This is a genomic window from Grimontia indica (assembly GCF_000333895.2).
GTDB lineage: Bacteria > Pseudomonadota > Gammaproteobacteria > Enterobacterales > Vibrionaceae > Enterovibrio > Enterovibrio indicus.
This window is the reverse complement of record NZ_ANFM02000006.1, coordinates 101,003-120,879: the sequence shown is the minus strand read 5'-3', so window position 1 is coordinate 120,879 and position 19,877 is coordinate 101,003. Positions and strand designations below refer to the sequence as shown.

The 19,877-nt window shown below is 46.3% G+C and carries 23 protein-coding genes; 15 read left to right on the top strand and 8 right to left on the bottom strand.

The genetic code is table 11. The features are described from left to right. The first annotated feature begins 13 nt into the window (after positions 1 to 13). The 4 genes from hutX to D515_RS02890 all read left to right on the top strand — a co-directional run bounded on the left by hutX (position 14) and on the right by D515_RS02890 (position 5,322). Positions 14 to 538: a heme utilization cystosolic carrier protein HutX gene (gene hutX, locus D515_RS02905; protein ID WP_002535868.1), complete on the top strand. Its 525-nt coding sequence runs from the start codon at positions 14 to 16 to the stop codon at positions 536 to 538. Continuing rightward, a complete protein-coding gene (hutZ, locus tag D515_RS02900; RefSeq protein ID WP_002535867.1) occupies positions 535 to 1,068 on the top strand; it encodes a heme utilization protein HutZ in 534 nt (177 codons plus the stop codon). The genes hutX and hutZ overlap by 4 nt, the downstream gene beginning before the upstream one ends. Before the next feature lie 142 nt (positions 1,069 to 1,210). Beyond that, positions 1,211 to 3,403, top strand: a complete 2,193-nt coding sequence (locus D515_RS02895; RefSeq protein ID WP_002535865.1) for a TonB-dependent hemoglobin/transferrin/lactoferrin family receptor — start codon at positions 1,211 to 1,213, stop codon at positions 3,401 to 3,403. A gap of 119 nt (positions 3,404 to 3,522) precedes the next feature. Next, positions 3,523 to 5,322 carry an ABC transporter ATP-binding protein gene (locus D515_RS02890; protein WP_002535864.1) on the top strand — a complete coding sequence of 600 codons (1,800 nt, stop codon included), beginning with the start codon at positions 3,523 to 3,525 and terminating at the stop codon, positions 5,320 to 5,322. Between the two features lie 70 nt (positions 5,323 to 5,392). Here the strand turns inward: D515_RS02890 and D515_RS02885 are convergent, their stop codons facing one another. Continuing rightward, positions 5,393 to 6,787: a glycoside hydrolase family 1 protein gene (locus D515_RS02885; RefSeq protein WP_039849582.1), complete on the bottom strand. Its 1,395-nt coding sequence runs from the start codon at positions 6,785 to 6,787 to the stop codon at positions 5,393 to 5,395. Positions 6,788 to 6,836: 49 nt separating this feature from the next. Here D515_RS02885 and D515_RS26410 point away from each other — a divergent pair, with 49 nt between their 5' ends. Next, the gene (locus tag D515_RS26410) at positions 6,837 to 7,298 is read left to right on the top strand and encodes a GDCCVxC domain-containing (seleno)protein (RefSeq protein WP_338035027.1); all 462 of its coding nucleotides are present in this window, start codon (positions 6,837 to 6,839) and stop codon (positions 7,296 to 7,298) included. Here D515_RS26410 and D515_RS02880 read toward each other — a convergent pair whose 3' ends face one another. Continuing rightward, positions 7,299 to 7,652, bottom strand: coding sequence for a cupin domain-containing protein (locus tag D515_RS02880; RefSeq protein ID WP_002535860.1), 354 nt, complete (start codon positions 7,650 to 7,652; stop codon positions 7,299 to 7,301). Between the two features lie 219 nt (positions 7,653 to 7,871). Between D515_RS02880 and D515_RS02875 the strand changes: the two genes are divergently transcribed. The 3 genes from D515_RS02875 (at position 7,872) to D515_RS26140 (ending at position 9,520) form a co-directional block, all read left to right on the top strand. Further along, positions 7,872 to 8,093, top strand: a complete 222-nt coding sequence (locus D515_RS02875; RefSeq protein ID WP_002535858.1) for a hypothetical protein — start codon at positions 7,872 to 7,874, stop codon at positions 8,091 to 8,093. Between the two features lie 373 nt (positions 8,094 to 8,466). Continuing rightward, positions 8,467 to 9,093: a YiaD family glycine zipper/OmpA-like lipoprotein gene (locus tag D515_RS02870; RefSeq protein ID WP_002535857.1), complete on the top strand. Its 627-nt coding sequence runs from the start codon at positions 8,467 to 8,469 to the stop codon at positions 9,091 to 9,093. 223 nt (positions 9,094 to 9,316) lie between these two features. Then, the gene (locus D515_RS26140; RefSeq protein ID WP_083939820.1) at positions 9,317 to 9,520 is read left to right on the top strand and encodes a hypothetical protein; all 204 of its coding nucleotides are present in this window, start codon (positions 9,317 to 9,319) and stop codon (positions 9,518 to 9,520) included. A gap of 69 nt (positions 9,521 to 9,589) precedes the next feature. Here the strand turns inward: D515_RS26140 and D515_RS02865 are convergent, their stop codons facing one another. Continuing rightward, positions 9,590 to 9,853 (bottom strand): hypothetical protein, encoded by a 264-nt coding sequence (locus tag D515_RS02865; RefSeq protein ID WP_002535856.1) that lies wholly within the window; start codon positions 9,851 to 9,853, stop codon positions 9,590 to 9,592. A 302-nt stretch (positions 9,854 to 10,155) separates the two neighbouring features. Here D515_RS02865 and D515_RS02860 point away from each other — a divergent pair, with 302 nt between their 5' ends. From D515_RS02860 to D515_RS02850, 3 genes are all read left to right on the top strand, one after another. Then, positions 10,156 to 10,644, top strand: coding sequence for a hypothetical protein (locus D515_RS02860; RefSeq protein WP_002535855.1), 489 nt, complete (start codon positions 10,156 to 10,158; stop codon positions 10,642 to 10,644). 175 nt (positions 10,645 to 10,819) lie between these two features. Further along, the gene (locus tag D515_RS02855; protein WP_039849546.1) at positions 10,820 to 11,131 is read left to right on the top strand and encodes a hypothetical protein; all 312 of its coding nucleotides are present in this window, start codon (positions 10,820 to 10,822) and stop codon (positions 11,129 to 11,131) included. A gap of 151 nt (positions 11,132 to 11,282) precedes the next feature. Further along, the gene (locus tag D515_RS02850; RefSeq protein ID WP_002535853.1) at positions 11,283 to 12,104 is read left to right on the top strand and encodes a hypothetical protein; all 822 of its coding nucleotides are present in this window, start codon (positions 11,283 to 11,285) and stop codon (positions 12,102 to 12,104) included. A 52-nt stretch (positions 12,105 to 12,156) separates the two neighbouring features. On the opposite strand, the gene D515_RS02845 is transcribed toward D515_RS02850, so the two are convergent. Continuing rightward, complete coding sequence (locus tag D515_RS02845; protein WP_002535852.1) at positions 12,157 to 12,552, bottom strand: ACT domain-containing protein; 396 nt, start codon at positions 12,550 to 12,552, stop codon at positions 12,157 to 12,159. A 427-nt stretch (positions 12,553 to 12,979) separates the two neighbouring features. Here D515_RS02845 and D515_RS02840 point away from each other — a divergent pair, with 427 nt between their 5' ends. Beyond that, positions 12,980 to 13,198, top strand: a complete 219-nt coding sequence (locus D515_RS02840; RefSeq protein WP_002535851.1) for a DUF6500 family protein — start codon at positions 12,980 to 12,982, stop codon at positions 13,196 to 13,198. Between the two features lie 44 nt (positions 13,199 to 13,242). Further along, the gene (locus D515_RS02835; protein WP_002535850.1) at positions 13,243 to 13,629 is read left to right on the top strand and encodes a VOC family protein; all 387 of its coding nucleotides are present in this window, start codon (positions 13,243 to 13,245) and stop codon (positions 13,627 to 13,629) included. 103 nt (positions 13,630 to 13,732) lie between these two features. Here D515_RS02835 and D515_RS02830 read toward each other — a convergent pair whose 3' ends face one another. The 3 genes from D515_RS02830 to parS form a co-directional block, all read right to left on the bottom strand. Then, positions 13,733 to 14,554 carry a delta-class carbonic anhydrase gene (locus tag D515_RS02830; protein ID WP_369700089.1) on the bottom strand — a complete coding sequence of 274 codons (822 nt, stop codon included), beginning with the start codon at positions 14,552 to 14,554 and terminating at the stop codon, positions 13,733 to 13,735. Positions 14,555 to 15,232: 678 nt separating this feature from the next. After that, positions 15,233 to 15,694 (bottom strand): RES family NAD+ phosphorylase, encoded by a 462-nt coding sequence (locus D515_RS02825; RefSeq protein WP_039849545.1) that lies wholly within the window; start codon positions 15,692 to 15,694, stop codon positions 15,233 to 15,235. Beyond that, a complete protein-coding gene (gene parS / locus D515_RS02820) occupies positions 15,694 to 16,116 on the bottom strand; it encodes a type II RES/Xre toxin-antitoxin system antitoxin (RefSeq protein ID WP_002535846.1) in 423 nt (140 codons plus the stop codon). The genes D515_RS02825 and parS overlap by 1 nt, the downstream gene beginning before the upstream one ends. A gap of 424 nt (positions 16,117 to 16,540) precedes the next feature. Here parS and D515_RS02815 point away from each other — a divergent pair, with 424 nt between their 5' ends. Beyond that, positions 16,541 to 17,440 carry a LysR family transcriptional regulator gene (locus tag D515_RS02815; protein ID WP_039849544.1) on the top strand — a complete coding sequence of 300 codons (900 nt, stop codon included), beginning with the start codon at positions 16,541 to 16,543 and terminating at the stop codon, positions 17,438 to 17,440. Here D515_RS02815 and D515_RS02810 read toward each other — a convergent pair. Continuing rightward, positions 17,429 to 17,893 (bottom strand): Lrp/AsnC family transcriptional regulator, encoded by a 465-nt coding sequence (locus D515_RS02810; RefSeq protein WP_002535844.1) that lies wholly within the window; start codon positions 17,891 to 17,893, stop codon positions 17,429 to 17,431. The two genes, D515_RS02815 and D515_RS02810, sit on opposite strands and share 12 nt — an antisense overlap. A 160-nt stretch (positions 17,894 to 18,053) precedes the next feature. Between D515_RS02810 and D515_RS02805 the strand changes: the two genes are divergently transcribed. Further along, a complete protein-coding gene (locus D515_RS02805) occupies positions 18,054 to 19,865 on the top strand; it encodes a trans-sulfuration enzyme family protein (RefSeq protein WP_002535843.1) in 1,812 nt (603 codons plus the stop codon). Positions 19,866 to 19,877 lie beyond the last annotated feature (12 nt).

Here is a 19,877-nt window from a genome sequence, read left to right as displayed (position 1 = left end):
GAGTAGTTAAACGATGCAACAAGCGATCATCGTGACGGAAGAAACCAAACAGCGCGTGGCTGAATATCTGGCTCAGGATGAGCACACACCAGTATCAAACATGGTGGACTCACTGAAACTGACGGAAGGTGAAATTACGCTGGCACTCCCGGAAAATATGATTTCCCACGTGAAGGGTGAACTTGCGCAGACCATTCTGGAAGCAATGCCAGTATGGGGTAAGGTCACCACCATCGTTCATTCTGGTGGTTCTGTTTTTGAATTTAAAGCGGCCTTTCCAAAAGGCAAAGTTGCTCACGGTTACTACAACCTAATGGGACGCGAAGGCCAGTTACACGGTCATCTTCGTCTGGATTTGGTCTCTGACATTGCGTTTGTCAGCAAGCCATTCCGCGGTACCGAGAGCCACTATATTGGTTTCTTCGACAGCACTGGCCATTGTGTATTCAAGATTTACCTTGGCCGTGACAAAAAGCGTCAGCTATTCCCAGAACAAATTGAACTGTTTAACGCCATGAAGCAGGAGTTTGCAAAATGAGTGACAAAGCAGAACGTCTACAAAACCGTTTAGGCCCTGAAATTCAGGAGTTTCGTGATTCTCGCAATACGCTGCAATTGGGTACTGTAGACAAAGAAGGTAAACCACATACCAGCTATGCGCCTTTCGCTTTCTCTGAAATGGGTTACTACATTCTGGTGTCGGATCTTGCTACCCATGGTCAAAATCTCAAGCACCGCAAAGCCGTCTCTATCATGATGATCGAGGACGAAAGCGAGGCTCGCTCCATCTTTGCGCGACGTCGTCTGTCATTTGACACCAATGCAGAACTTATTGAGCGTGATTCAGAACACTGGAAAACGGCAATTCAGGTAATGAGTGATCGTCTTGGCGAGATGATCGATAACCTCAGCCAACTTGGCGATTTCAACCTCTACCGTTTAAATCCAGTCATCGGCCGTTACGTGAAAGGCTTCGGTCAGGCATTTGATGTGTCAGGCGAAGACATGCTTTCCGTGATCCACCTGAATGAAGGTCACGTGAAGAAGATGAAAGAAGAGAACGCTTAATCTCTTTTATCAGGCTCTTATTCTGAGGGCCTGATATCACCTCCCATAACTATAAAAATCGCACGGGAACCAGTGTGAGTAGGTTTCTTTTGCCTGAAGAAAACTGATTGGGATTTCTCAGGCGGTTTAAAGAGTGGAAATTATGACTATCAAGAAAAACAAGCTGGCGATTTTGGTCGGCCTTCTCTGTGCGGGCACAGCTTCAGCCCAAGACGTTTATACCTTTGACGAAGTGGTTGTCTCTGCGACCCGAAGTGAGCAAAACATCAGTGATGTAGCTGCTTCTGTTGACGTAGTGAACAGCGAAACTATCGAAGAGAACCTTGCTCAGGACCTCGAGCAGGCGATTGCGAATGAGCCGGGCGTGTCGATGCCGGGCACGGGTCGTTTCGGTAACTCAGGCTTTAATATTCGTGGTTTGAGCGATAACTACGTAAAAACCATGGTGGATGGTGTTGAACAACCTTCATCGTTCAACCCAGGCGCAGATGTGATGCGCAAATACAACAACACTGTTGAGACCGACACCTTGCAGCGTGTAGAGATAAGCAAAGGTCCTGCCTCCAGCCTGTACGGCAGTGATGCACTGGCCGGTGCAGTGATCATCCGCACCAAGAACCCGGGCGATCTTCTGGTCGCTGAGGGTGATGACACCTATGCCAGCGTTAAAGGCGGTTACTACAGTGCTGATGAGAGCTACAAAGCGACTGCAACTCTGGCAAACCGTACTGGCGATCTGGAAACCTTGCTGATTTTCACACATCGCGATGGTCACGAAACAGCGACCCACGGCAGTGGCGCTGATATTGAAGGCCGCAAACGTGGACAGGCTGACCCATTTGATATCAACTCAGACAACCTTTTGCTGAAAGCTTTCTATCAGTTGAATGATGCGCATCGAATTGGCCTGACGGGTGAGATTTATAACCGAGAAGCAGATGGCCTGGTGCTGTCTAACGAAGGCTATGAAATCATGCCAGGCTTCGTATATACGCGTAACAGCGCCAGTGATGAAGACAAGCGCAAGCGCGTAACCTTCGAGCACGAATGGCAAGCGAACAATATCGCGTTTGACCACCTGAAATGGCAAGTGACCGCGTTGGAAAGTGAAAGTAATCACAACACCTTTGATGAAACGCCTCAGCCGCCAACGTCATTTGGTCATGGCTACCGCCAGCGTATGCGTAACGGTGTAGATAAGAGCGCCCAGTTTGATGCTCAGTTCGACAAGGCTATTGAACTTGAGAACAGTTTCCACGAAATCAGCTATGGCGTGAATTACATCACTAACGAGTTTGATCTGGATTACCGCGATTATTACCTAGAGGGCTACAAAGCGGGTACGTCAGTAGATAAAACTGGTGAAGTGCCAAACGCGGAGTCAGTGAAATGGGGCATCTTTGTACAGGATCAAGCTTTCTTCCTGGAAGAACGACTGGTAGTGAATGCGGGTCTTCGTTACGACAAGTTTACCGCAGAGCCAAAACAAGCTTCAGAAGATAATCCAAAGTCCAAAAGTGACGCGTTAACGGCGAAACTGGGTGCGGTTTATCACTGGACCGAAAGCCTGAGCAGCTTCGGTAACATCAGCCAAGGTTACAAAGCGCCAACGCTTCAGGATCTTTACTACTTCTACGAAACTGACGCTGCTAGAGGAGCTGTGTTCGAGGCTAACCCTAATCTGAAGCCGGAAGAGAGCATTGGTTACGAAACTGGTCTGCGCTTCACTCAGGACTTCGGTCGCATTGAGTTCTCGGTTTATTACAACGACTACAAGAACTTTATCGAAACGCACAAATTGGCTGATGACAACGGCCAGGGTAAAGAACTTTGGACCAAAGAGAACATCAGCAAAGCAGAAATCTATGGTGCTGAGCTAAAAACACATCTGGCATTGGATGTGCTGTTTGGCGCACCAACGGGTTTTTACAGTGACATGAGTGTGGCGTACACCCAAGGTGAAGACAAAGAAAACGGGGAAGCACTGGATACTGTTTCGCCACTTACAGGCTACTTAGCGCTGGGCTATGCCGACGTTGAAAACACTTACGGTGGTAAGTTGTCAGTGAAAGCTGTTGCGGGTAAATCCGGTTCTGATTGGAGTAACGCTAACGGGACTGAAAACGTGAATGCACCAGGTTACGCTGTAACCGATGTGACTGCATTCTACCGCCCAGTGACTGATCTAACGCTGCGTGCTGGTCTGTTTAACGCCTTTGATAAGAAATATTGGGACTACAACGACCTGATTGGTGCGGAATCAACTACTGACGGACTTGATCGTCGCACGCAACTAGGACGTAACTGGGGTATAGAAGCCGAATACGTGTTCTAAGCTAAGATTAACCCCTGACGATAAACACCCCGGATTTCTCTGGGGTGTTTTCGGTTGCGGCTAGGGTATAGACTCAACATTAGAAAAATTAAAAAATGACAAAGAATTCTGGAGATACAGTGACTAGCAGTACGCTAACAACCATTTCGACACGTTGGTTGATTGAGCAGGCGAAAAAGCACAAGAAACGCCTGATTACCGCCAACCTTATCGCTATCTGTGCGACGCTCATCAGCGTGCCAATTCCTCTGTTTATGCCGCTAATGGTTGACGAGGTGCTGCTAAACAAACCTGCCGGTGGGGTGAATTTCTTCAACCAGATTTTGCCTGAGTCACTGCAGCAACCAGCCAGTTATATCGTCATGGTGCTGATACTGGTGATTGTGATGCGGATTGTCAGCCAGGCGCTGAATATCTGGCAAAGCCGTCAGTTTACTTTGGTTTCCAAGTCCATCACTTGCCATATCCGCCAGCAACTCCTCGATAAACTTGGCCGCATCAGTATGAAAGAATACGAAGAGCGTGGCAGCGGCGGAGTGAGTTCTCATCTGGTGACGGACATCGAGACTATCGACTCTTTCCTTGGCAACAGTTTGAGCCGCTTTGTGGTCGGTGTACTGACGGTCTTTGGCACGGCAATTATCCTTCTATGGCTCGACTGGGCGCTTGGCTTATTCATATTGCTGGTTAACCCGCTGGTCATCTACCTCTCACGCAAAATGGGCCAACGCGTTAAGCACCTTAAAAAGGCGGAAAACCAATCTTTTGAGCGGTTCCAGCAACGTCTGGTAGAAACGCTGGATGGCATCTATCAGCTCCGTGCTGCTAACCGTGAACGTGCTTACCTTGATGTTCTGAAGACAGATGCCGAAGCGATTCGTCACGATGCTGATAAGTACGCCTGGCAGTCAGAAGCGGCAGGGCGTGTTTCCTTCCTGATGTTCCTGATTGGTTTTGAGCTGTTCCGTGCTGCGGCGATGCTGATGGTGCTGTTCAGCGACCTGACCATTGGCCAGATCTTCGCAGTATTTGGTTACCTGTGGTTTATGCTAAGCCCGATTCAAGAACTGCTGGGTATTCAATACGCCTGGTTCAGTGCTTCTGCAGCAATGAAACGTTTGAACGGTCTGCTTGCATTGGATGAAGAGCCACGTAACGCATCCGAAAAAGATCCGCTGAAAAGCAAAGAAACCTTTGGCGTGGAATGTCGCGACCTGACCTTCAGTTACGACAGTGAGAAAACGGTGTTGAACGGTCTTTCTCTGAATATTCCTCAAGGCAAGCGCGTGGCGCTGGTTGGCGCATCAGGTGGCGGTAAATCCACACTGATTCAGCTGCTGCTGGGGCTTTATCGCAAATCTGACGGTGAAATCCTGATTGATGGCAAACCTGTCGAAGAGATTGGTTATGAAACCCTGCGCCAGCATACGGCCGTGGTCTTGCAACAACCGATGATCTTCAACGATACATTGCGTGAAAACCTGACATTAGGACGAACTGATTTCTCCGACGAGCAGCTTTGGCAATCACTGGAAATTGCTCAGTTAAGTGATGTTGTCGATAAACTGGATAACGGCTTGGAATCCCAGCTGGGCCGGCAAGGTCTCAAGCTTTCTGGTGGACAGCGTCAGCGCTTAGCAATTGCCCGTATGATTCTGACCAATCCGAAACTGGTAATTTTAGACGAAGCGACCTCTGCGCTGGATACTGCAACAGAAGCAGCGTTGCATGAGGCGCTGAATAACTTCCTTCAAGGCCGAACCACACTGATTGTGGCGCACCGTTTGTCTGCAGTGAAACAAGCCGACCTGATTTATGTACTGGAAGATGGCAAGGTTGCACAAAGCGGTAACCACAGCGAACTGGTGCAGGAAGAGGGGGTTTATCAAACCCTGTATGGCAACCTCCAAGTCGGTTAATTACAAACAACGCCTTAAACGAAAGCCCTGCATCAGCAGGGCTTTTTATTTTCTAGAGCGGTAGTACGGATTATTTCACTGTCAGCGAAGCGCCTTGGGTTTTAATCACGTCTTGATACCAGAAAAAGCTTTTCTTACGTTTTCGTTCGAGAGAGCCACTGAAATCGTCGTGTCGGTCGACATAAATAAAACCATAACGTTTACGCATTTCCGCGGTGGAATTCGCGACGAGATCAATCGGTCCCCACGTTGTGAATCCCATTAACTCCACACCGTCTAACATGGCTTCACGTGCCTGAACTAAATGGTCATTAAGGTAAGCAATGCGATAGTCATCCTGAATCTCACCGTTTTCATCCAGCTCGTCGATTGCGCCCAGTCCATTTTCCACAATAAATAGAGGCTTCTGGTAACGGTCATAGAGGAAATTCAGCAGAATACGTAGGCCTTTCGGGTCGATGAGCCAGCCCCATTGGCTCTTCTCCAGATAAGGATTTGGCACACTGGCGACGATATTGCCGACTTCTTTTTGTTTAGGATCAGCACTCGCACAGCCGCTGGCGTAATAACTGAACGAGATAAAATCGACTGAAGCACCGGCGATCACGTCCAGATCGCCATCTTCCATTGCGATTTCGATACCATTTTCTCTGAAGTAACGAAGCATGTAGCCCGGGTATTTACCGCGCGTCTGAACATCACCAAAGAACAGCCATTTGTTATTCTCATGCATGGCAGCGATGACGTCGTCTGGGTTGCAAGTAAATGGGTAATTGATAGCTCCCAACAGCATGTTACCGATCTTAGCGTCTGGAATAATCTCATGGCAGAGCTTCACCGCTTTTGCATTAGCCACCAACTGATGGTGAATCGCCTGATAGATTTCCCGCTCGCTGGCATCTTCCTGAAGCCCAACGCCGGTAAAAGGCGCATGCAGCGACATATTGATTTCATTGAATGTCAGCCAGAGCTTAACTTTGTCCTTATACCGTTCGAAAACGGTACTGACATACCGCTCAAAGAAGCCGATCAGTTGTCGGTCTGCCCAGCCTCCATAGTTTTCTACCAGAGCGTAAGGCATTTCATAATGTGAGAGCGTCACAAAAGGCTGGATATTGTGTGTAGCCAATTCATCGAAAATACGGTCGTAATAGGCGAGGCCAGCCTCGTTAGGTGATTCCTCATCACCGTTCGGGAAAATACGGGTCCAGGCAATGGAAAGACGCAGGCAGTTGAAGCCCATTTCATTGAACAGGGCAATGTCCTCTGGGTATCTGTTATAGAAATCTATGGCCACATCTTTAATACCCGGCGTGCGTTCTTGGCGGGTTTGGTGTGGGCTTAGAATCCCAGAGGGGAGCATGTCGGACGTCGAAAGGCCTTTGCCTTCGAGAGCATAAGAACCTTCAACCTGGTTGGCCGCAATGGCGCCGCCCCATAGAAAATCTTTCGGAAATAACGTCATGTGAACCTCTGATTTCACGGTTTCAACGATAGTGTGGACAGGCATCAGTATGGACAACTCTATGGGACGGAAAAAGAGAGTTTTTGAACCTAAAACGATTCCTCATTTGAATAACATGAATCCACAAATTGTCTGTTTAAAGTGTCAAAAAATGAAAAGAGGAAGGCATTTGTATCTGGAATTACATCTTTTAATGGTTGAATCTAACGCAATTGGCGTCTGGTGCTGGCAAGTGTCTTCAAGGTGTTCCACGCTTACTGATGAACATCTCAATAGAAGGGCATTTTCTCCAATGAAAGTACTGCTGAAATCAAACATAACCTGCCCAAAATGCGGACACGTAAAGTCAGAACTCATGCCGATCGACACACCTCTACAGCATTACGAGTGCGAGAGTTGTGGTGAGGTTTTGATAGTTCAGGATGGTATGTGCTGTGTGTTTTGCGCTTATGGTGATGCCTCATGTCCGCAGTCACAAGTTAAAGGGCGTTGTACTGACCAACTCCATTGATTACTCAGCATCGACAGATGGGTAGAATACTGCCAGCCAAACAGTTTCTTTTTCGGGTTCTGTCCAGCTCACCTTGTGTTTGGTGCGGGCCGGAATATTGACATGATCACCAGCCTGCAAAGGCATGACTTCGCCACTTTCAAACGTTAATTCAGCGCTGCCTTGTAACACGACAACCCATTCATTTTCGTCTTGATCGTACCAACCTGTCTCAGGAGAAGTTTGTCCTCGCGACACTATTCTCTCAATCCTGACAAACGGGTGTTTGACTAAATCTTCAAAAACCTCGTTAATTCTGGCATTTGGCAAGCTTTTAAAGAGGTTTCCTTGTTTGAACATCTTTTCTGACCCCATGGAGAGCAACCTGTTGAACATAAAGCATTAACGCAACGTGTAAACACATTGGGAACTGCCTAGAAACACCTACGTCATGCTGACTACTTTGCTAAAAAGTGGCCGGAAAAAGTCTATTTCCGACTAATTGCTCCATGTCTCAATATTGCATCACAAACTGGAGGTTATATGAAATTACACTCACCGCGACGGAGCAAGATTTAAAGCAAGGAGATAACGATGAGTGTACACACTTGGTACTGCGCGAGCTGCAAAAAAGAAACTGGACATGAAGTACGTGAGCAAGCTCACCATGATCCAGCTATTCGTGCACTGACAACACCACCAACCGGTGGCGATTATAAAGACTATACTGAGTGCACTTGTACTGTGTGTGGTACGGTTGAGTGGGTTGATCCAGTCGACATCTACCAGCTCGCAGTCCACGACTTCGGTGATTAAGTCGCCGTTGTAAGAGGAGCAGGGACGTCAACTGCTCCTTATTTTAATACAGTTAACGCACTATAACTTATATAGTTTTCGATATTTCAGTCGTAACTACATAAGATTAAACGCTTTTCGCTAACCCTCACAAATTCGCGGTCAAAATAAGTCAGTCATTTTCCTCTAGCTCGTTGAATCAATCTTGAATTCCGTAGTCATACACAATGTGGTTATAAAACAGTGTTCAATTGTAAATTAAGTTTGCAATGTGCTGACAATCAGGACCTTACAGATATCTATGATTGGCGGCCTTATCAATACGCATACTCTTGGCCCAGCTGGCTGAGTAGAGCCCCTCGAAGTATGAGGGTGGAAAGAAGGAGATATTGTTATGCGTAAATCTATTCCTGTTGTGACTTTAATTGCAGCTTCTCTGGCGCTTGGAGGCTGTGCCTCAAACACAGGGACAGGCGCAGCCATAGGTGCCGCTACTGGCGCGGTATTAGGTAAAGCTACCGGCAACCATAAAGACAAACGTATCTTTATCGGTGCTGCGATTGGCGCATTGGCAGGTGCTGCTGTCGGCCAGTATATGGACCAACAGGAAGCCGCGTTTCGTGAAGAGTTGTCAGGATCTGGAATCGAAGTTGTACGCGAAGGTGACAATATCCGTCTGGTGATGCCTTCTAATATTACATTCGGCACCAACCAAAGTGGCATCACGCCGGGTTTCTACCAATCTCTTGATGCAGTAGCCCGGGTCATGAACGAATATGATAAAACCTTCCTGAGAATAGAAGGACACACGGACAGCACAGGTGATGCTACATATAACATCACTTTGTCCGAAAAACGTGCTGAGAGTGTGAAAGGGTATCTGCTTCGCTCGGCGGTCAACGCACAGCGTTTGTATGTGACGGGGTATGGCGAAACCCAACCCATCGCTTCCAATGAAACCTCATCAGGTAGAGCAAAGAATCGACGTGTCGAGGTCCAAATCGTACCAAACCAAGCCTGATCCCTTATCAAGGGGAAGCTACCCGGTTTCCCCTTCACGCCATTCCCGTCAGAAAGTATGTGTTTTTCATGAATTTTCTCAGGAACTTGATCGTTTCAGTGATTTCTACGCGAACTATCTAGTTAGGTGAAGCGACTCGTAATAATATGTATCACCTAACGTCCCACGAATTGATATCGCGGACGATCATTATAAAAGAGTCAAAAAGGAATAAGAGGTTTACATGCCATTAGTAGCTTGCCCGGTTTGTGAAAAACAGGTATCCAAACGAGCGTTATCTTGCCCAGGGTGCGGAGAACCGGATCCAGCCCGCTATCACTCACGAAATACATGGCTCTCACGCTTGTTTTGGTTACTGGTTTGGGTGGGTATCGGCGCCGCGGTTTGGTATAAAGTCGTTCCAATGGTGATGGAAGTATTTAAGTAGTAATAGACTTCACTGCCTCTGTATACCGAATCGAATAAAGAGGATGGGGCAAGCCCATCCTCTTTTGCTTTACATTTTTTCTAGCAGTTCATGCTCTGGTGTTGGTGACCAATCGGACAAGCTTAAGTGTGTCAGTAACATGCCAGGCGAACTTTCCCCCAAGGCAATCGAATAGAAAAGCTCAGCTATCTCTTCATCACCGCCAAAACACCGCAATATCGAGCCAATGATTTCCGATCTTTCTGTGCCTTCTTCAACCTGTCGTCTGATCCAGTCATACTCCAGGGAGCTTTCGTTGATAATGGTCTTTCGGCCCAGTGCAAACGTTGTCATGATGCCTCCCGACACCTTTACTTTCTCTGTGACAAGTACGTTACCTAAGCTATTAAATCGCATCTAATCTGTTGTTAACTAGACAAAGATCCCAAGTATAACCAACCAGTAGCATATTGGTGTGTATGCTTCTTAAGCATGCATGTTTCAGATCACATCAATTTGAGAGCAATTATTTATACTCGATGTGCTTATTCATTAAAAAATGGCGCTCAAAGCGCAAAATTTTTTCATAGATCTAACCAATACGCATGGAACAGTGGTAGGTTAGCGCCGTTAACAGACCCAAGACTATAAAGCCTATGAAATGGATTCTGACGAATTGGATTCGCAAGAAGAAGTTTGAGAAGTTTTTTACCCGTGTGGAAGAAGACTTCTTCGATAAAAAAAAGTATGCGCCATACCTTGAAGCTAGGATTCTTGAATCATTGAAAGAATCTGGCGAGACAAAGCCTAAGCGAGCTTCACGTATTGTATTGGCCTGTATCAGGCAAGCACTACTGGACAAATACCTCACTGAAAACCGCTATATCCGCTTTTTGGAAGACAACAAGAGAGAGTTCTTCTTGGATAGAGTGTCAGGGAGTGATGTAGACGTTGATTACGAGCATATTATTCGTAACTTTATCCACAACAAACACTGTGAATGTTCTGATTACATCCTTTCTCATGTTCCAAAATACTTCCAAAAGTTTGCGAAAGAGTTAGAAGTCGACATGAGTTACCCCATGAACAAGCAGGGTGAGCAAGAGATGTTAGACGACATCATCATGCTGCTGAATCACAAATAGAAGTTTTCACATCTAGGCGGGTGACTATCCGCCACTCTCACCAGTCTTCACTACAAGTCCATATACCCGAACGCTGAAATTGAGACCGTTACCGTTAACCGTCTAATCAAAGCCGCTTGCCGTTCTTCATAAACAGAGTAGAATTATACTGTATATATAAACAGTATTTATTGTTATGCCTGCAATCCGATACCGACACAATTATAAAGCCGTTGTGATGAGCGGCTCTGACGAGCACCAAAAAGGTCAGATGATCCCTGCCTACTTGAGAGACGGCAGTTTGATTTACTATCCATTTGGTGGCTTCGTGAAGCGCGAAGTACTGACCTATGAGCAATACGTTAAGTTGATGTTCATCGACGCATTTTCACAATCTGATGATGGTGCAGCCTGGGAAGACATCAGCAGCAATAAAGTGTTAGGGGTATTTATGCGAGGAGAGTACTTTGTTGTACTTTCTGAAGGTAAACCCATCATGGTCCAGTAGTCCAGTGCTTCAGGCACCACCTATGTATTTGCTTATTAATGCTTTTTAGTCACTAGAAAAATAGTGACGTCCTTCCAGAGCCTTTGCATCGCGATCGACTACGCCTGTTCAAGCCTCATAATGAAGACTCAACAGGACAAGGACAGTCGGTATGTCGAACAATAAAGAACAAGATTTCAATTCACTATTGAACCAAGGGTGGCAAATACATGAGTCAGAGCCAAACTCGGTTTTTGATTCAATGGCCTCTATGTTAGGTAGCTTGGAACCAGAGCAAACCGAATCTGCGATGACCTTATTACTCCATACAGCAATAGGACACCTGAACGCTCCTGACAAGCTATTACACCTACTGTCATCCTTGCCACCTAACCGAGCAAATCTTCCTTCAAGCCTTCGTGCGCAAGTCGTGGCAGATTACTTTCATACCAAAAAGCTTTCTGACATGAGCCATTTGGCGATCGATGATCAGCACCGAGTGTCTGCGCAAATTGCCAATGAGTACGCCGCATTAGAAAACACAGCTCAAGCCTCTCAATGGTTAACGATGGCAACGGAAGGCGTTAGCACGAGTTCAGTATCAAAACCCCTTGCGCGTGCTCTTGCTATCACTGGTAATAACTTAGCGTGTCAGTTTGAGGGGTTGGAAGAACGCTCGATAGAGCAAGACCAACAAATGATAAAAGCAGCGCAACTGGCTTTACAGTTTTGGCGAGTTGCAGGAGGCTGGATGCAAGAAGAGCGTGCTGAATACCGACTGGCTATGAGCTTCATTAAAGCAGGCCGATATGAGGAAGCGCGAACACATGCACAGCGCTGTGAAGCAATATGCATTGAAAATGACGCAGATGATTTCGAGAGATATTTCGCCAGTGATCTGTTGATGCTAGTGCACTTCCATTTAGCACAAAGCCACAAGTTTAAGGTCAGTGAAGATCTCCGCAAATATTGCGAAACGAGTTCGCTAAATTGACCTTCGGGCTTTCATAGTAAAACTGGCATCTTCTCACTAGAAGCCAGTTTATTCAGACGGAAAACTCCAGCAATGCCGCCAGCGCTGCTTCCGCTTTTTCTGCCTGCACAAAGATATGATCGTGGTAGTAGGCGGCAAGCACGTTGGCACTGATGCCTTTCTCTGCCAACTTCGTCGATACTGCGGCCGTTAAACCCACAGCATCGAGGCTTGAATGCACCGTCAGGGTTATCTGACGGTAGACACCTTCAAATACCATGTTTGCAGAATCGGCCACTGATTTCTCCAGCAATAAGGTCAACCCTTCGGTTTCCTGAAACGTAGCCAGTGGGGCTAGCTCAACAAAATCTGCAAGCTCGCCCGAAACGGTGCAAAACACAAACTCATCTTGCATCAGCTCTGGCTTCATCGAAGCTAAAAGGGCATTTAAATCAACAATTCCCGCCATACAATTCTCACTATCAACATCCTATCAATACCACTCAATGTATCGCGTCCCTAGGGGCTGTTGACCTTTGGTGGTTAAATTTTGTTCTCGCTATAAGCGTTTTAGGCGCGGCGAGGTGTGTGCCGCCTAGTCATTCTAAGCAAATACACCTCAACAAAGCATAAAACGCTTAGAGCAGAACCCTTCGGGCAGCGTTTGTGGGGAAGTTCTGCTGCGTTATCGACTTCTCATGTAGGCGAGCTACACATCGAAGCCTCTGCCTTGCATAAAATCCCCACAAACTGCTGCAAAAATCATCACCAAAAGTCAACAGCCCCTAGATTCAAAAGAAGTGTAGGGTGGTTCAAATTCTCACAAGTGCCACTTTTAACATGGGCTGTATTTATATACAGTATTGCGATTCGAATAGCCCTAATTCAGGTAAAACATGAGAGATTCATTGCGCACAAAAGTTATTGAGGTCTGTAAAAAGAAAATCCTGACGAAAGGAGATAACGTAAACGTCTCCTTTTATGCATTCTTTGCGAACAAAAATGATGACCCAGAACTACTCATGGAAGCGGCGACTTGGTGGATAAAAACTCACGAACTAGACCATTTTGTTAAAGCTCGGGACGTTATCACCCTGGTCGAAAACGACAGATAAATCAGGCTCAGCGGTACCGAGCGAAAGAAAATAAGGATTCAGACATGTCTATCATCAGCCACATCACACTGGGTACTAATGACTATGAAAGAGCGTCAGCTTTCTACGATTCGGTATTAAAGCCGTTGGGAATGACACGTGTACCCAAACCACCCGGTAAACCACCGCTTTACGCCAAAGATGACCAAATGCCGTTCCTGTATCTCTGCAAGCCGTTTGATGGCAGGCCTGCAACATGGGGCAACGGTACACACGTCGCCTTTAAAGCGGCAAGCCGTGAAGCGGTCGATGAGTTTTACGTTGAAGCATTGGCCAATGGTGGCGCGGATGAAGGGGCTCCGGGTTTAAGGGAGCACTATGGGCCGAATTACTACGCTGCTTACGTTAGAGATCCAGACGGAAATAAGCTCCAAGCGGTTTGTTACGAATAGAAAAATGGCGCGAAAGCGCCATTTCTTTTTGTCTTACTAAGGCAAACAAAACAGTAAGAAGAATAGGGCGCATAACACTGTCTACGCCCTTGTTCAGAGAACCTTAGTTCACAATCTCAGACAACAGATCTTTGTTCACCACAAGGTTACGCACGCCGTGTGCATGGTCTTCATCGAAGACATTGCCTTCACACCATTCACCAACGGATTCGATATTCACTTTCGCCACTTTCGGACGAACGCTCCAGGTGACCTGGAATGGCGATCCTTTCTCGTTGTAGCCAGGACCAGTGGTTGAACCCATGTATTGAATTGGCTTGCCCGTGTTAGTAGGAATCGCAACCGCCTGATGCACGCCATCCTGAACTTCATGCTCTGTCAGTTCTTCAAAGTCGTAAGCATTTTTATCGTTCACCAGCACGTAAACCTGCGTTTCTACACGAAGCTGCGGGTTTTTGTTGGCATCACTCAAACACGCACCAAGCGTCGGGCCGGGTTCAACCTGCGCCGTTGAGTGAACATAGTGAACTTCAATGGTATCACCAGGTTTCAGGTCGCCATGCTTACTCGGGCAAACCTTGTTTTTTACTGGTGCGAGTTCAGCATCTGACAACTTACCAGAGTAGCGGTAACCGGTGTGGTAGCCTTCACCATCGCCATTTCCTGCATAAAGCGTAAATTCGCCGCCTTTGTGCTCAGCATTTTTGTGGAAGTGGATGTTACACAGGTTCATTTCTGTGTAAGACGGTGCCGTGCTGAACAAAGTGGTGTTATTGCCTGCTTTAGAATCAATATCACGCGGTGATTGAGGACCAAATCCTTCATCTTCTGTGTTTTCAGCCAGCTCTTGACGTTGCTCAGAAATAACAGCGTCTGATACCGGCGCGTTTGCGTCTTTTGCCAACACACCGAACGACGTTGTCATAGCCAATGTAATGATGCAAAGGTTGCTTGCTTTCATTGGTTTATCCCTTATTAATTGAAATAGTTCGATAGGTGTTCCCATGGAATTCATTGTGAAAAAACAACCTGATAGTTTCACATGTCCTTAGGGCAGTTTTCCGTTTACTGAGAACACATGACGAGAGTAACGAAAGTCAGCTCAGATGTTCATAGTGGAAGCTGGCCAGTCTCAAATCTTTACGAGTAATTCTCTGAACTGAAGCAATTCGATGTATCAAACTGCTATGCGTCTGTGGGAGGAGTCATGTTTGGTTGAGTGCGCGAGTATAGATTTGTTTTGGTTGTATTTATTAACTCAGACTCAGAGTATCCAAACTTCAAAGACCAATTCGTGTAAACTCTGCCGAAATCTAGCGGCTAACTAGCGATGCCCAAGTGCGCATTATCTATCTTATGTTAAATAAGATATGCAGCTACGCCAAATCTGACTCTCCTACGTCTGTCGTTACCCACTTTCTTCAAAGATTTCAGTCTATTAAACGCAATTATCTATTTACCATAAAATAGATAATTACCCATTCTCTAAGACGCTCATGTTGGATCATTCTGTTCCAACTGAGCTCTTCGCGTCTCTGCAATTATCTTTGAAGAAGCGCTGACCGTTGCTGCGTCATCAGCGCTTTTGTTTGGAATGACTTTCCTAACGCATCATTCGCTTCAGACGACTGTCGTAATAGAAATCACGTTGGTCGATGATTTTGACTTTGTGACTGGCAGGATGCGCGGGATTGATCAGGAAGTTGTATTCGCTGGCGATGATCGCTGATGGTAACTGAATGATTGGTGTCGTCATTTCTCGAAGCCAGGCGGTTCCGTAGTTACGTGACGTATCGGCATCTGGCACAGCGTCCCAACCATTTGGGAGTTCTTGCTCTGAGACTCGTTTGATTGGTAGATCGTCTGGTATGTAGATGGTCATCATAACTAAAGGAGGCATTTGAACTGGGCTTTCATGAACAAAGCGTTCAAGCGCAGCCAGAGAGCGTGAGCCTGCAGTGTAGAGAATGGGTTGGCCTTTCTGATGCCAACGGCCAGATCCAAACATACCCCCCATCCCACTGAGATCGGCAAACCGCTTTACGGAGAGTCGAAATACTTCCATTAAGCGGTCATGCCATGCATCAGGCGGTTAAGCACGTTTTCTACATATTGAATGCCGGTGTTGGTATCCAGATAATCAACAGCGGCTTTCCCACCAAAAGCTACTTGTGGTGTTTTCAGCCAATCCAGCGCTGTTGCACGGTCTTCGTAATATTCGACGGCCAGATCAACAACACGACGAATAGCGAGTGTCTTTTCTGATTGCGAAGGTGTCAAAAGGTCTGAATCGCTTTTACGCTGGAGGCTTCTTGGGCTTAGGCCAATCAAAGTGACCCACTCGCCACTGCTCATGGCCATTTCTTTCATGACCTTGCGCGCATGTTTAACTTTCAGTCCGTGGCGGATGATATCCAGTTCCATATCCTGATTGATGACTTGGCCCTCTTTTACGATACCAAGCGACATTAACTGCTCTGCGTACATACCAACCTCCCATAAGCTTTGGTTAAATTATGTGCGCCATTTGTCGTATTGTAAAGCGCCACTTGTCGTAGAGAAAGGCAAAAGAATATATGGAGTCCAAAAGACGACAGCCTAAGGTAATTGAATTTAAGTATATTTTTCTGTGCAAGCGCTTGCTTGAAAAAGAGTGCGGCTTACATTTTATAAGCCGCAAATTGGCAAAAAAAGGTACTTATTTGATTAGCTACATGAGCAAGAGGGGTAGCTATGTAGCGGAGTTATGCAGTTGCATTGAACTAACCTTAACATTGCTGCGGGAATATATAATAACCACAATTAATACAAGGCATATTCACATTGCGCTTATAGTGTGCTCACTCAAGTTGACATCGTAAACAGTGATATTTGTATAAATCATTACGGATTCTGGAAAGTTAGGTGAAGCATGACGTCTTTTAAGAAATCTCTGTCAATGATAAAGCCCATCTCCCACTTTTTAGCAGTCGTGTCGAACCAATCTGTCACGCATGCTGGAGAAGCGTTGGGAATTGCGCCGTCAAGGATTAGTGAATCTCTCAAATATTTAGAAGAGATTTGGAATGTTCAGCTGTTCCACCGCGAAAGCAGACAAATGAAACTCACTAATGCTGGTCAACGTGCTTATGAACGCTATCACCACTTGGTTTACACCTTACTCGACACTGTGAGCGAGGATATCGATCCAGACGCCATTCCTTCGGTGTTGTCTATTACCACGCCCGTCGATATTGGCACCCACCTGATGCCGAGTGTTATATCAAGCTTCAATAAGCAATACCCGAATGTGGAAGTGAAATTGTTTGCTTCTGATCAGGTAATGGATATGTCTGAAGCAGACATCGATTTGGCTATTCGTGTGGGCAAACTTCAAGGCCAAGCAGAAAGTCATGAAGATGTGATCATGAAAACTCGTCCTTTCCTGGCTGCTTCTCCTGAGATCATTCAGAACATCCACGACGGTATGTATCCAGAAGGCGCTCCTTTTATTCGCTTGCTTCGTTTGCCGGAAACTAAAGAGATGAAGCTAAGAAGCACGGACACGATGCTTAAGCTAAAATCGGTTGCAGCGGCTGACAATGCCATAGCCGCACAGCAAATGGCATATGACGGACTAGGAGCCACTCTATTCACTGGCCTTCCCACAAAACCCTATCTGGAAAAAGGCCGATTAGAGAAAATTGATCATGTTGTCATGCCTGATATCTATATTTTTGCCAGCTGGCCAGGAAGGCGTCTGACACAAGGAGCTAAAGCCCTTCTCGATTTGTTCAAAAAGGAATTAAAACGACAACAGTTAGATGGGTAAACGGGAACGCTTTTTGACCTGCCCGAAAGCAAAACTGGATTCAATGGCTGCAATATTGGGAAGACGGGTCAACTCTCTGCGAATAAACCGCTCATATGTTTTGAGTGATTCACTGACAACATGAAGTAGGTAGTCGTGAGTGCCTGTCATCAGAAAGCACTCCAATACCTCATCCATTTGTTCGATCAACGACTCAAATTTGATCATATTATCTTCGGTCGGTTTTTCGAGTTTAACCAATACAAAGACATTAATGGGTAGCCCACATTTTTCTTGATCAATATGGGCATGATAGCCAGTAATGATCCCTTTTTTCTCCAGTGTCCTAACACGGCGTAAACAAGGTGATGGAGACAAAGAAACACGGTCTGATAGCTCTTGGTTGGTCAGGCGCCCTTCTCTCTGGAGTTCGTCCAAAATCTTCTTGTCGATGCTGTCAAGATTATGCTCCATACCCTGTTATAACCTCCATAACTAGCGCTAAAAACTCTAGTATTGGCAGGATCTGCCATTTTTTAACAATTATAGGGGGTATTTCGCAATCATCCTTATCGCTGCTTTGGCTAATGTGATCCTTATATACCAGAACGACCATTAGTTAAGGGAATTAGCGATGAATAAAGCCACTCAACTCAGTCCTTTACGGAATACAACAAAGCTGGAAGATGCGGCATCTCTAGCCACCGAACAGGCAAAACACTTCGGCATAGATACGAAGTCAGATTTCGGTCAAGCGCTGGTCTCACTTGCCACCACCTTATACACAGCGAATCATCATACACACGATCTTTGGGCCATTACGTTGGATGGGCTGAATGATTTAGACAGAAACGATCGTATTGCATGGTTTAACGCTAAACGGTTTCTGTCTTTTCAGTTAGCAAAAATTCTCGACAACCTACAGAACCCAATGCGCGCAACCTACAAGTCCATCGCAACCAAAAACGGGCATTTCGCTGCTAAAGGCGCTTACCCTATTTTTGATAATGTGGCGGCGATTTTTTCTGCAGCACCTGTAATCACACGTACTGCGACTTATTTATTTGCCTGTACTGAATGGGTAGAAGATGCCTTTAATGGCAGGGAGCCCCTGCACGAAATCTATTCCCGATTGCTGAACCCAACATCGATAGCGCTGGCGAATCACATCGTCGATATCGAAGCCGGTGACATGGCAGACCAATATCTCGCTTGGAACTTTAACTCAGGGATGGCAGCAATTGATGGTTTGTTAAGTCACCTGCTTGGACGCGAAGATATCGTGCTGGCCTCGCGAAATATTTATGGCGGCAGTTACCAACTACTCCAAGACTGGTATCGCAAGTCCTCTAATCTGGACGTGGCGATAGAATGGGTGGATGGCTACGATGAAGTGACCTTCGCTAAAGCCATGGATGCAGCAGAAAAGAAATATGCGGACAGAATAAAAGCTGGCCGTAAGATCTATGTGTATCTCGAGAGTCCTTGCAACCCTCACGGTTTCGTTCTCGATGTTGCTGGCGTCAGCCGAGCGGCCCATGAACGTGATTGGACCATCATGGTGGACACCACAGTGGGCACGCCCTTCCTCCACCCTGTGTTAAAAAGAAGTGATCCGATGGAACGTCCGGACTTCGTCATTCATTCATACACGAAGGAATTGGCGGGTTCTGGAAGCACAACAGCAGGTGTTGTGATTGGCCGGAATGAGGATATGTTTATCCCGAAAGGTGACAGCGTCACATGCAAGACACCAAGTGGAAAGGAGCGTGAAGTTAACTGGAATAACACTCTGTTCTGGAACGTTTATTACATCAAAGGCGCGTTCCTCGATGCTGACAAAGCATTTGAGGTTCTTAATGGGATGAAGACGTTTGAATTACGTGTACTGCAGAAAGCCATCAACACCCTGTCTCTGGCGCGCATATTCGCACTTCACCCCGATATCAACGTGTCATGCCCTGCTCTGCCTGACAGCCCAAACTATGCGTTAATGCAATCTCAAATGCGCCTGGGATTACCAGCTTCCTTATTCACTATCGACATGGAAGGCAAAGCTAACCGCAAAGCCATTGAACAAACCGCATTTAAGCAATTCTTTGACATGCTTGAACCTGCCATTGGTATGCAGGTCAGCCTTGGACAGACCAACACAGTTGCATTGTGCCCTGCGATGACAACACATTCAGAACTTTCCAAAGAAGCTCTGAATGAAGCAGGTATCAAACCGACAACACTGCGTATTGCAGTGGGTTTAGAAGACCCGCGAGTTTTTATTGCTCATATGCAGCGGGCGGCGGAAATGACGATAGACCTGAAGCACCCGGGATTCTCGGCTCTCTTCCCAGCCGCAGATAAGATTGATGATATCTATAGAAAAACGTATTTGGATGTGCAGCAGCGCTTTGTTGAGCACCTTCCAAATTACTCAACATTGATTCAATGAGAATAGGCAGCA

Excerpts from the sequence above, each read along its gene's own strand:
- hutX (WP_002535868.1), top strand. The coding sequence starts at position 14 with ATGCAACAAGCGATCATCGTGACGGAAGAAACCAAACAGCGCGTGGCT.
- hutZ (WP_002535867.1), top strand. The coding sequence starts at position 535 with ATGAGTGACAAAGCAGAACGTCTACAAAACCGTTTAGGCCCTGAAATT.
- D515_RS02895 (WP_002535865.1), top strand. The coding sequence starts at position 1,211 with ATGACTATCAAGAAAAACAAGCTGGCGATTTTGGTCGGCCTTCTCTGT.
- D515_RS02885 (WP_039849582.1), bottom strand. The coding sequence starts at position 6,787 with ATGACGTTATTTCCGAAAGATTTTCTATGGGGCGGCGCCATTGCGGCC.
- D515_RS26410 (WP_338035027.1), top strand. The coding sequence starts at position 6,837 with ATGGACAACTCTATGGGACGGAAAAAGAGAGTTTTTGAACCTAAAACG.
- D515_RS02880 (WP_002535860.1), bottom strand. The coding sequence starts at position 7,652 with ATGGGGTCAGAAAAGATGTTCAAACAAGGAAACCTCTTTAAAAGCTTG.
- D515_RS02875 (WP_002535858.1), top strand. The coding sequence starts at position 7,872 with ATGAGTGTACACACTTGGTACTGCGCGAGCTGCAAAAAAGAAACTGGA.
- D515_RS02870 (WP_002535857.1), top strand. The coding sequence starts at position 8,467 with ATGCGTAAATCTATTCCTGTTGTGACTTTAATTGCAGCTTCTCTGGCG.
- D515_RS26140 (WP_083939820.1), top strand. The coding sequence starts at position 9,317 with ATGCCATTAGTAGCTTGCCCGGTTTGTGAAAAACAGGTATCCAAACGA.
- D515_RS02865 (WP_002535856.1), bottom strand. The coding sequence starts at position 9,853 with ATGACAACGTTTGCACTGGGCCGAAAGACCATTATCAACGAAAGCTCC.
- D515_RS02860 (WP_002535855.1), top strand. The coding sequence starts at position 10,156 with ATGAAATGGATTCTGACGAATTGGATTCGCAAGAAGAAGTTTGAGAAG.
- D515_RS02855 (WP_039849546.1), top strand. The coding sequence starts at position 10,820 with ATGCCTGCAATCCGATACCGACACAATTATAAAGCCGTTGTGATGAGC.
- D515_RS02850 (WP_002535853.1), top strand. The coding sequence starts at position 11,283 with ATGTCGAACAATAAAGAACAAGATTTCAATTCACTATTGAACCAAGGG.
- D515_RS02845 (WP_002535852.1), bottom strand. The coding sequence starts at position 12,552 with ATGGCGGGAATTGTTGATTTAAATGCCCTTTTAGCTTCGATGAAGCCA.
- D515_RS02840 (WP_002535851.1), top strand. The coding sequence starts at position 12,980 with ATGAGAGATTCATTGCGCACAAAAGTTATTGAGGTCTGTAAAAAGAAA.
- D515_RS02835 (WP_002535850.1), top strand. The coding sequence starts at position 13,243 with ATGTCTATCATCAGCCACATCACACTGGGTACTAATGACTATGAAAGA.
- D515_RS02830 (WP_369700089.1), bottom strand. The coding sequence starts at position 14,554 with ATGACAACGTCGTTCGGTGTGTTGGCAAAAGACGCAAACGCGCCGGTA.
- D515_RS02825 (WP_039849545.1), bottom strand. The coding sequence starts at position 15,694 with ATGGAAGTATTTCGACTCTCCGTAAAGCGGTTTGCCGATCTCAGTGGG.
- parS (WP_002535846.1), bottom strand. The coding sequence starts at position 16,116 with ATGTACGCAGAGCAGTTAATGTCGCTTGGTATCGTAAAAGAGGGCCAA.
- D515_RS02815 (WP_039849544.1), top strand. The coding sequence starts at position 16,541 with ATGACGTCTTTTAAGAAATCTCTGTCAATGATAAAGCCCATCTCCCAC.
- D515_RS02810 (WP_002535844.1), bottom strand. The coding sequence starts at position 17,893 with ATGGAGCATAATCTTGACAGCATCGACAAGAAGATTTTGGACGAACTC.
- D515_RS02805 (WP_002535843.1), top strand. The coding sequence starts at position 18,054 with ATGAATAAAGCCACTCAACTCAGTCCTTTACGGAATACAACAAAGCTG.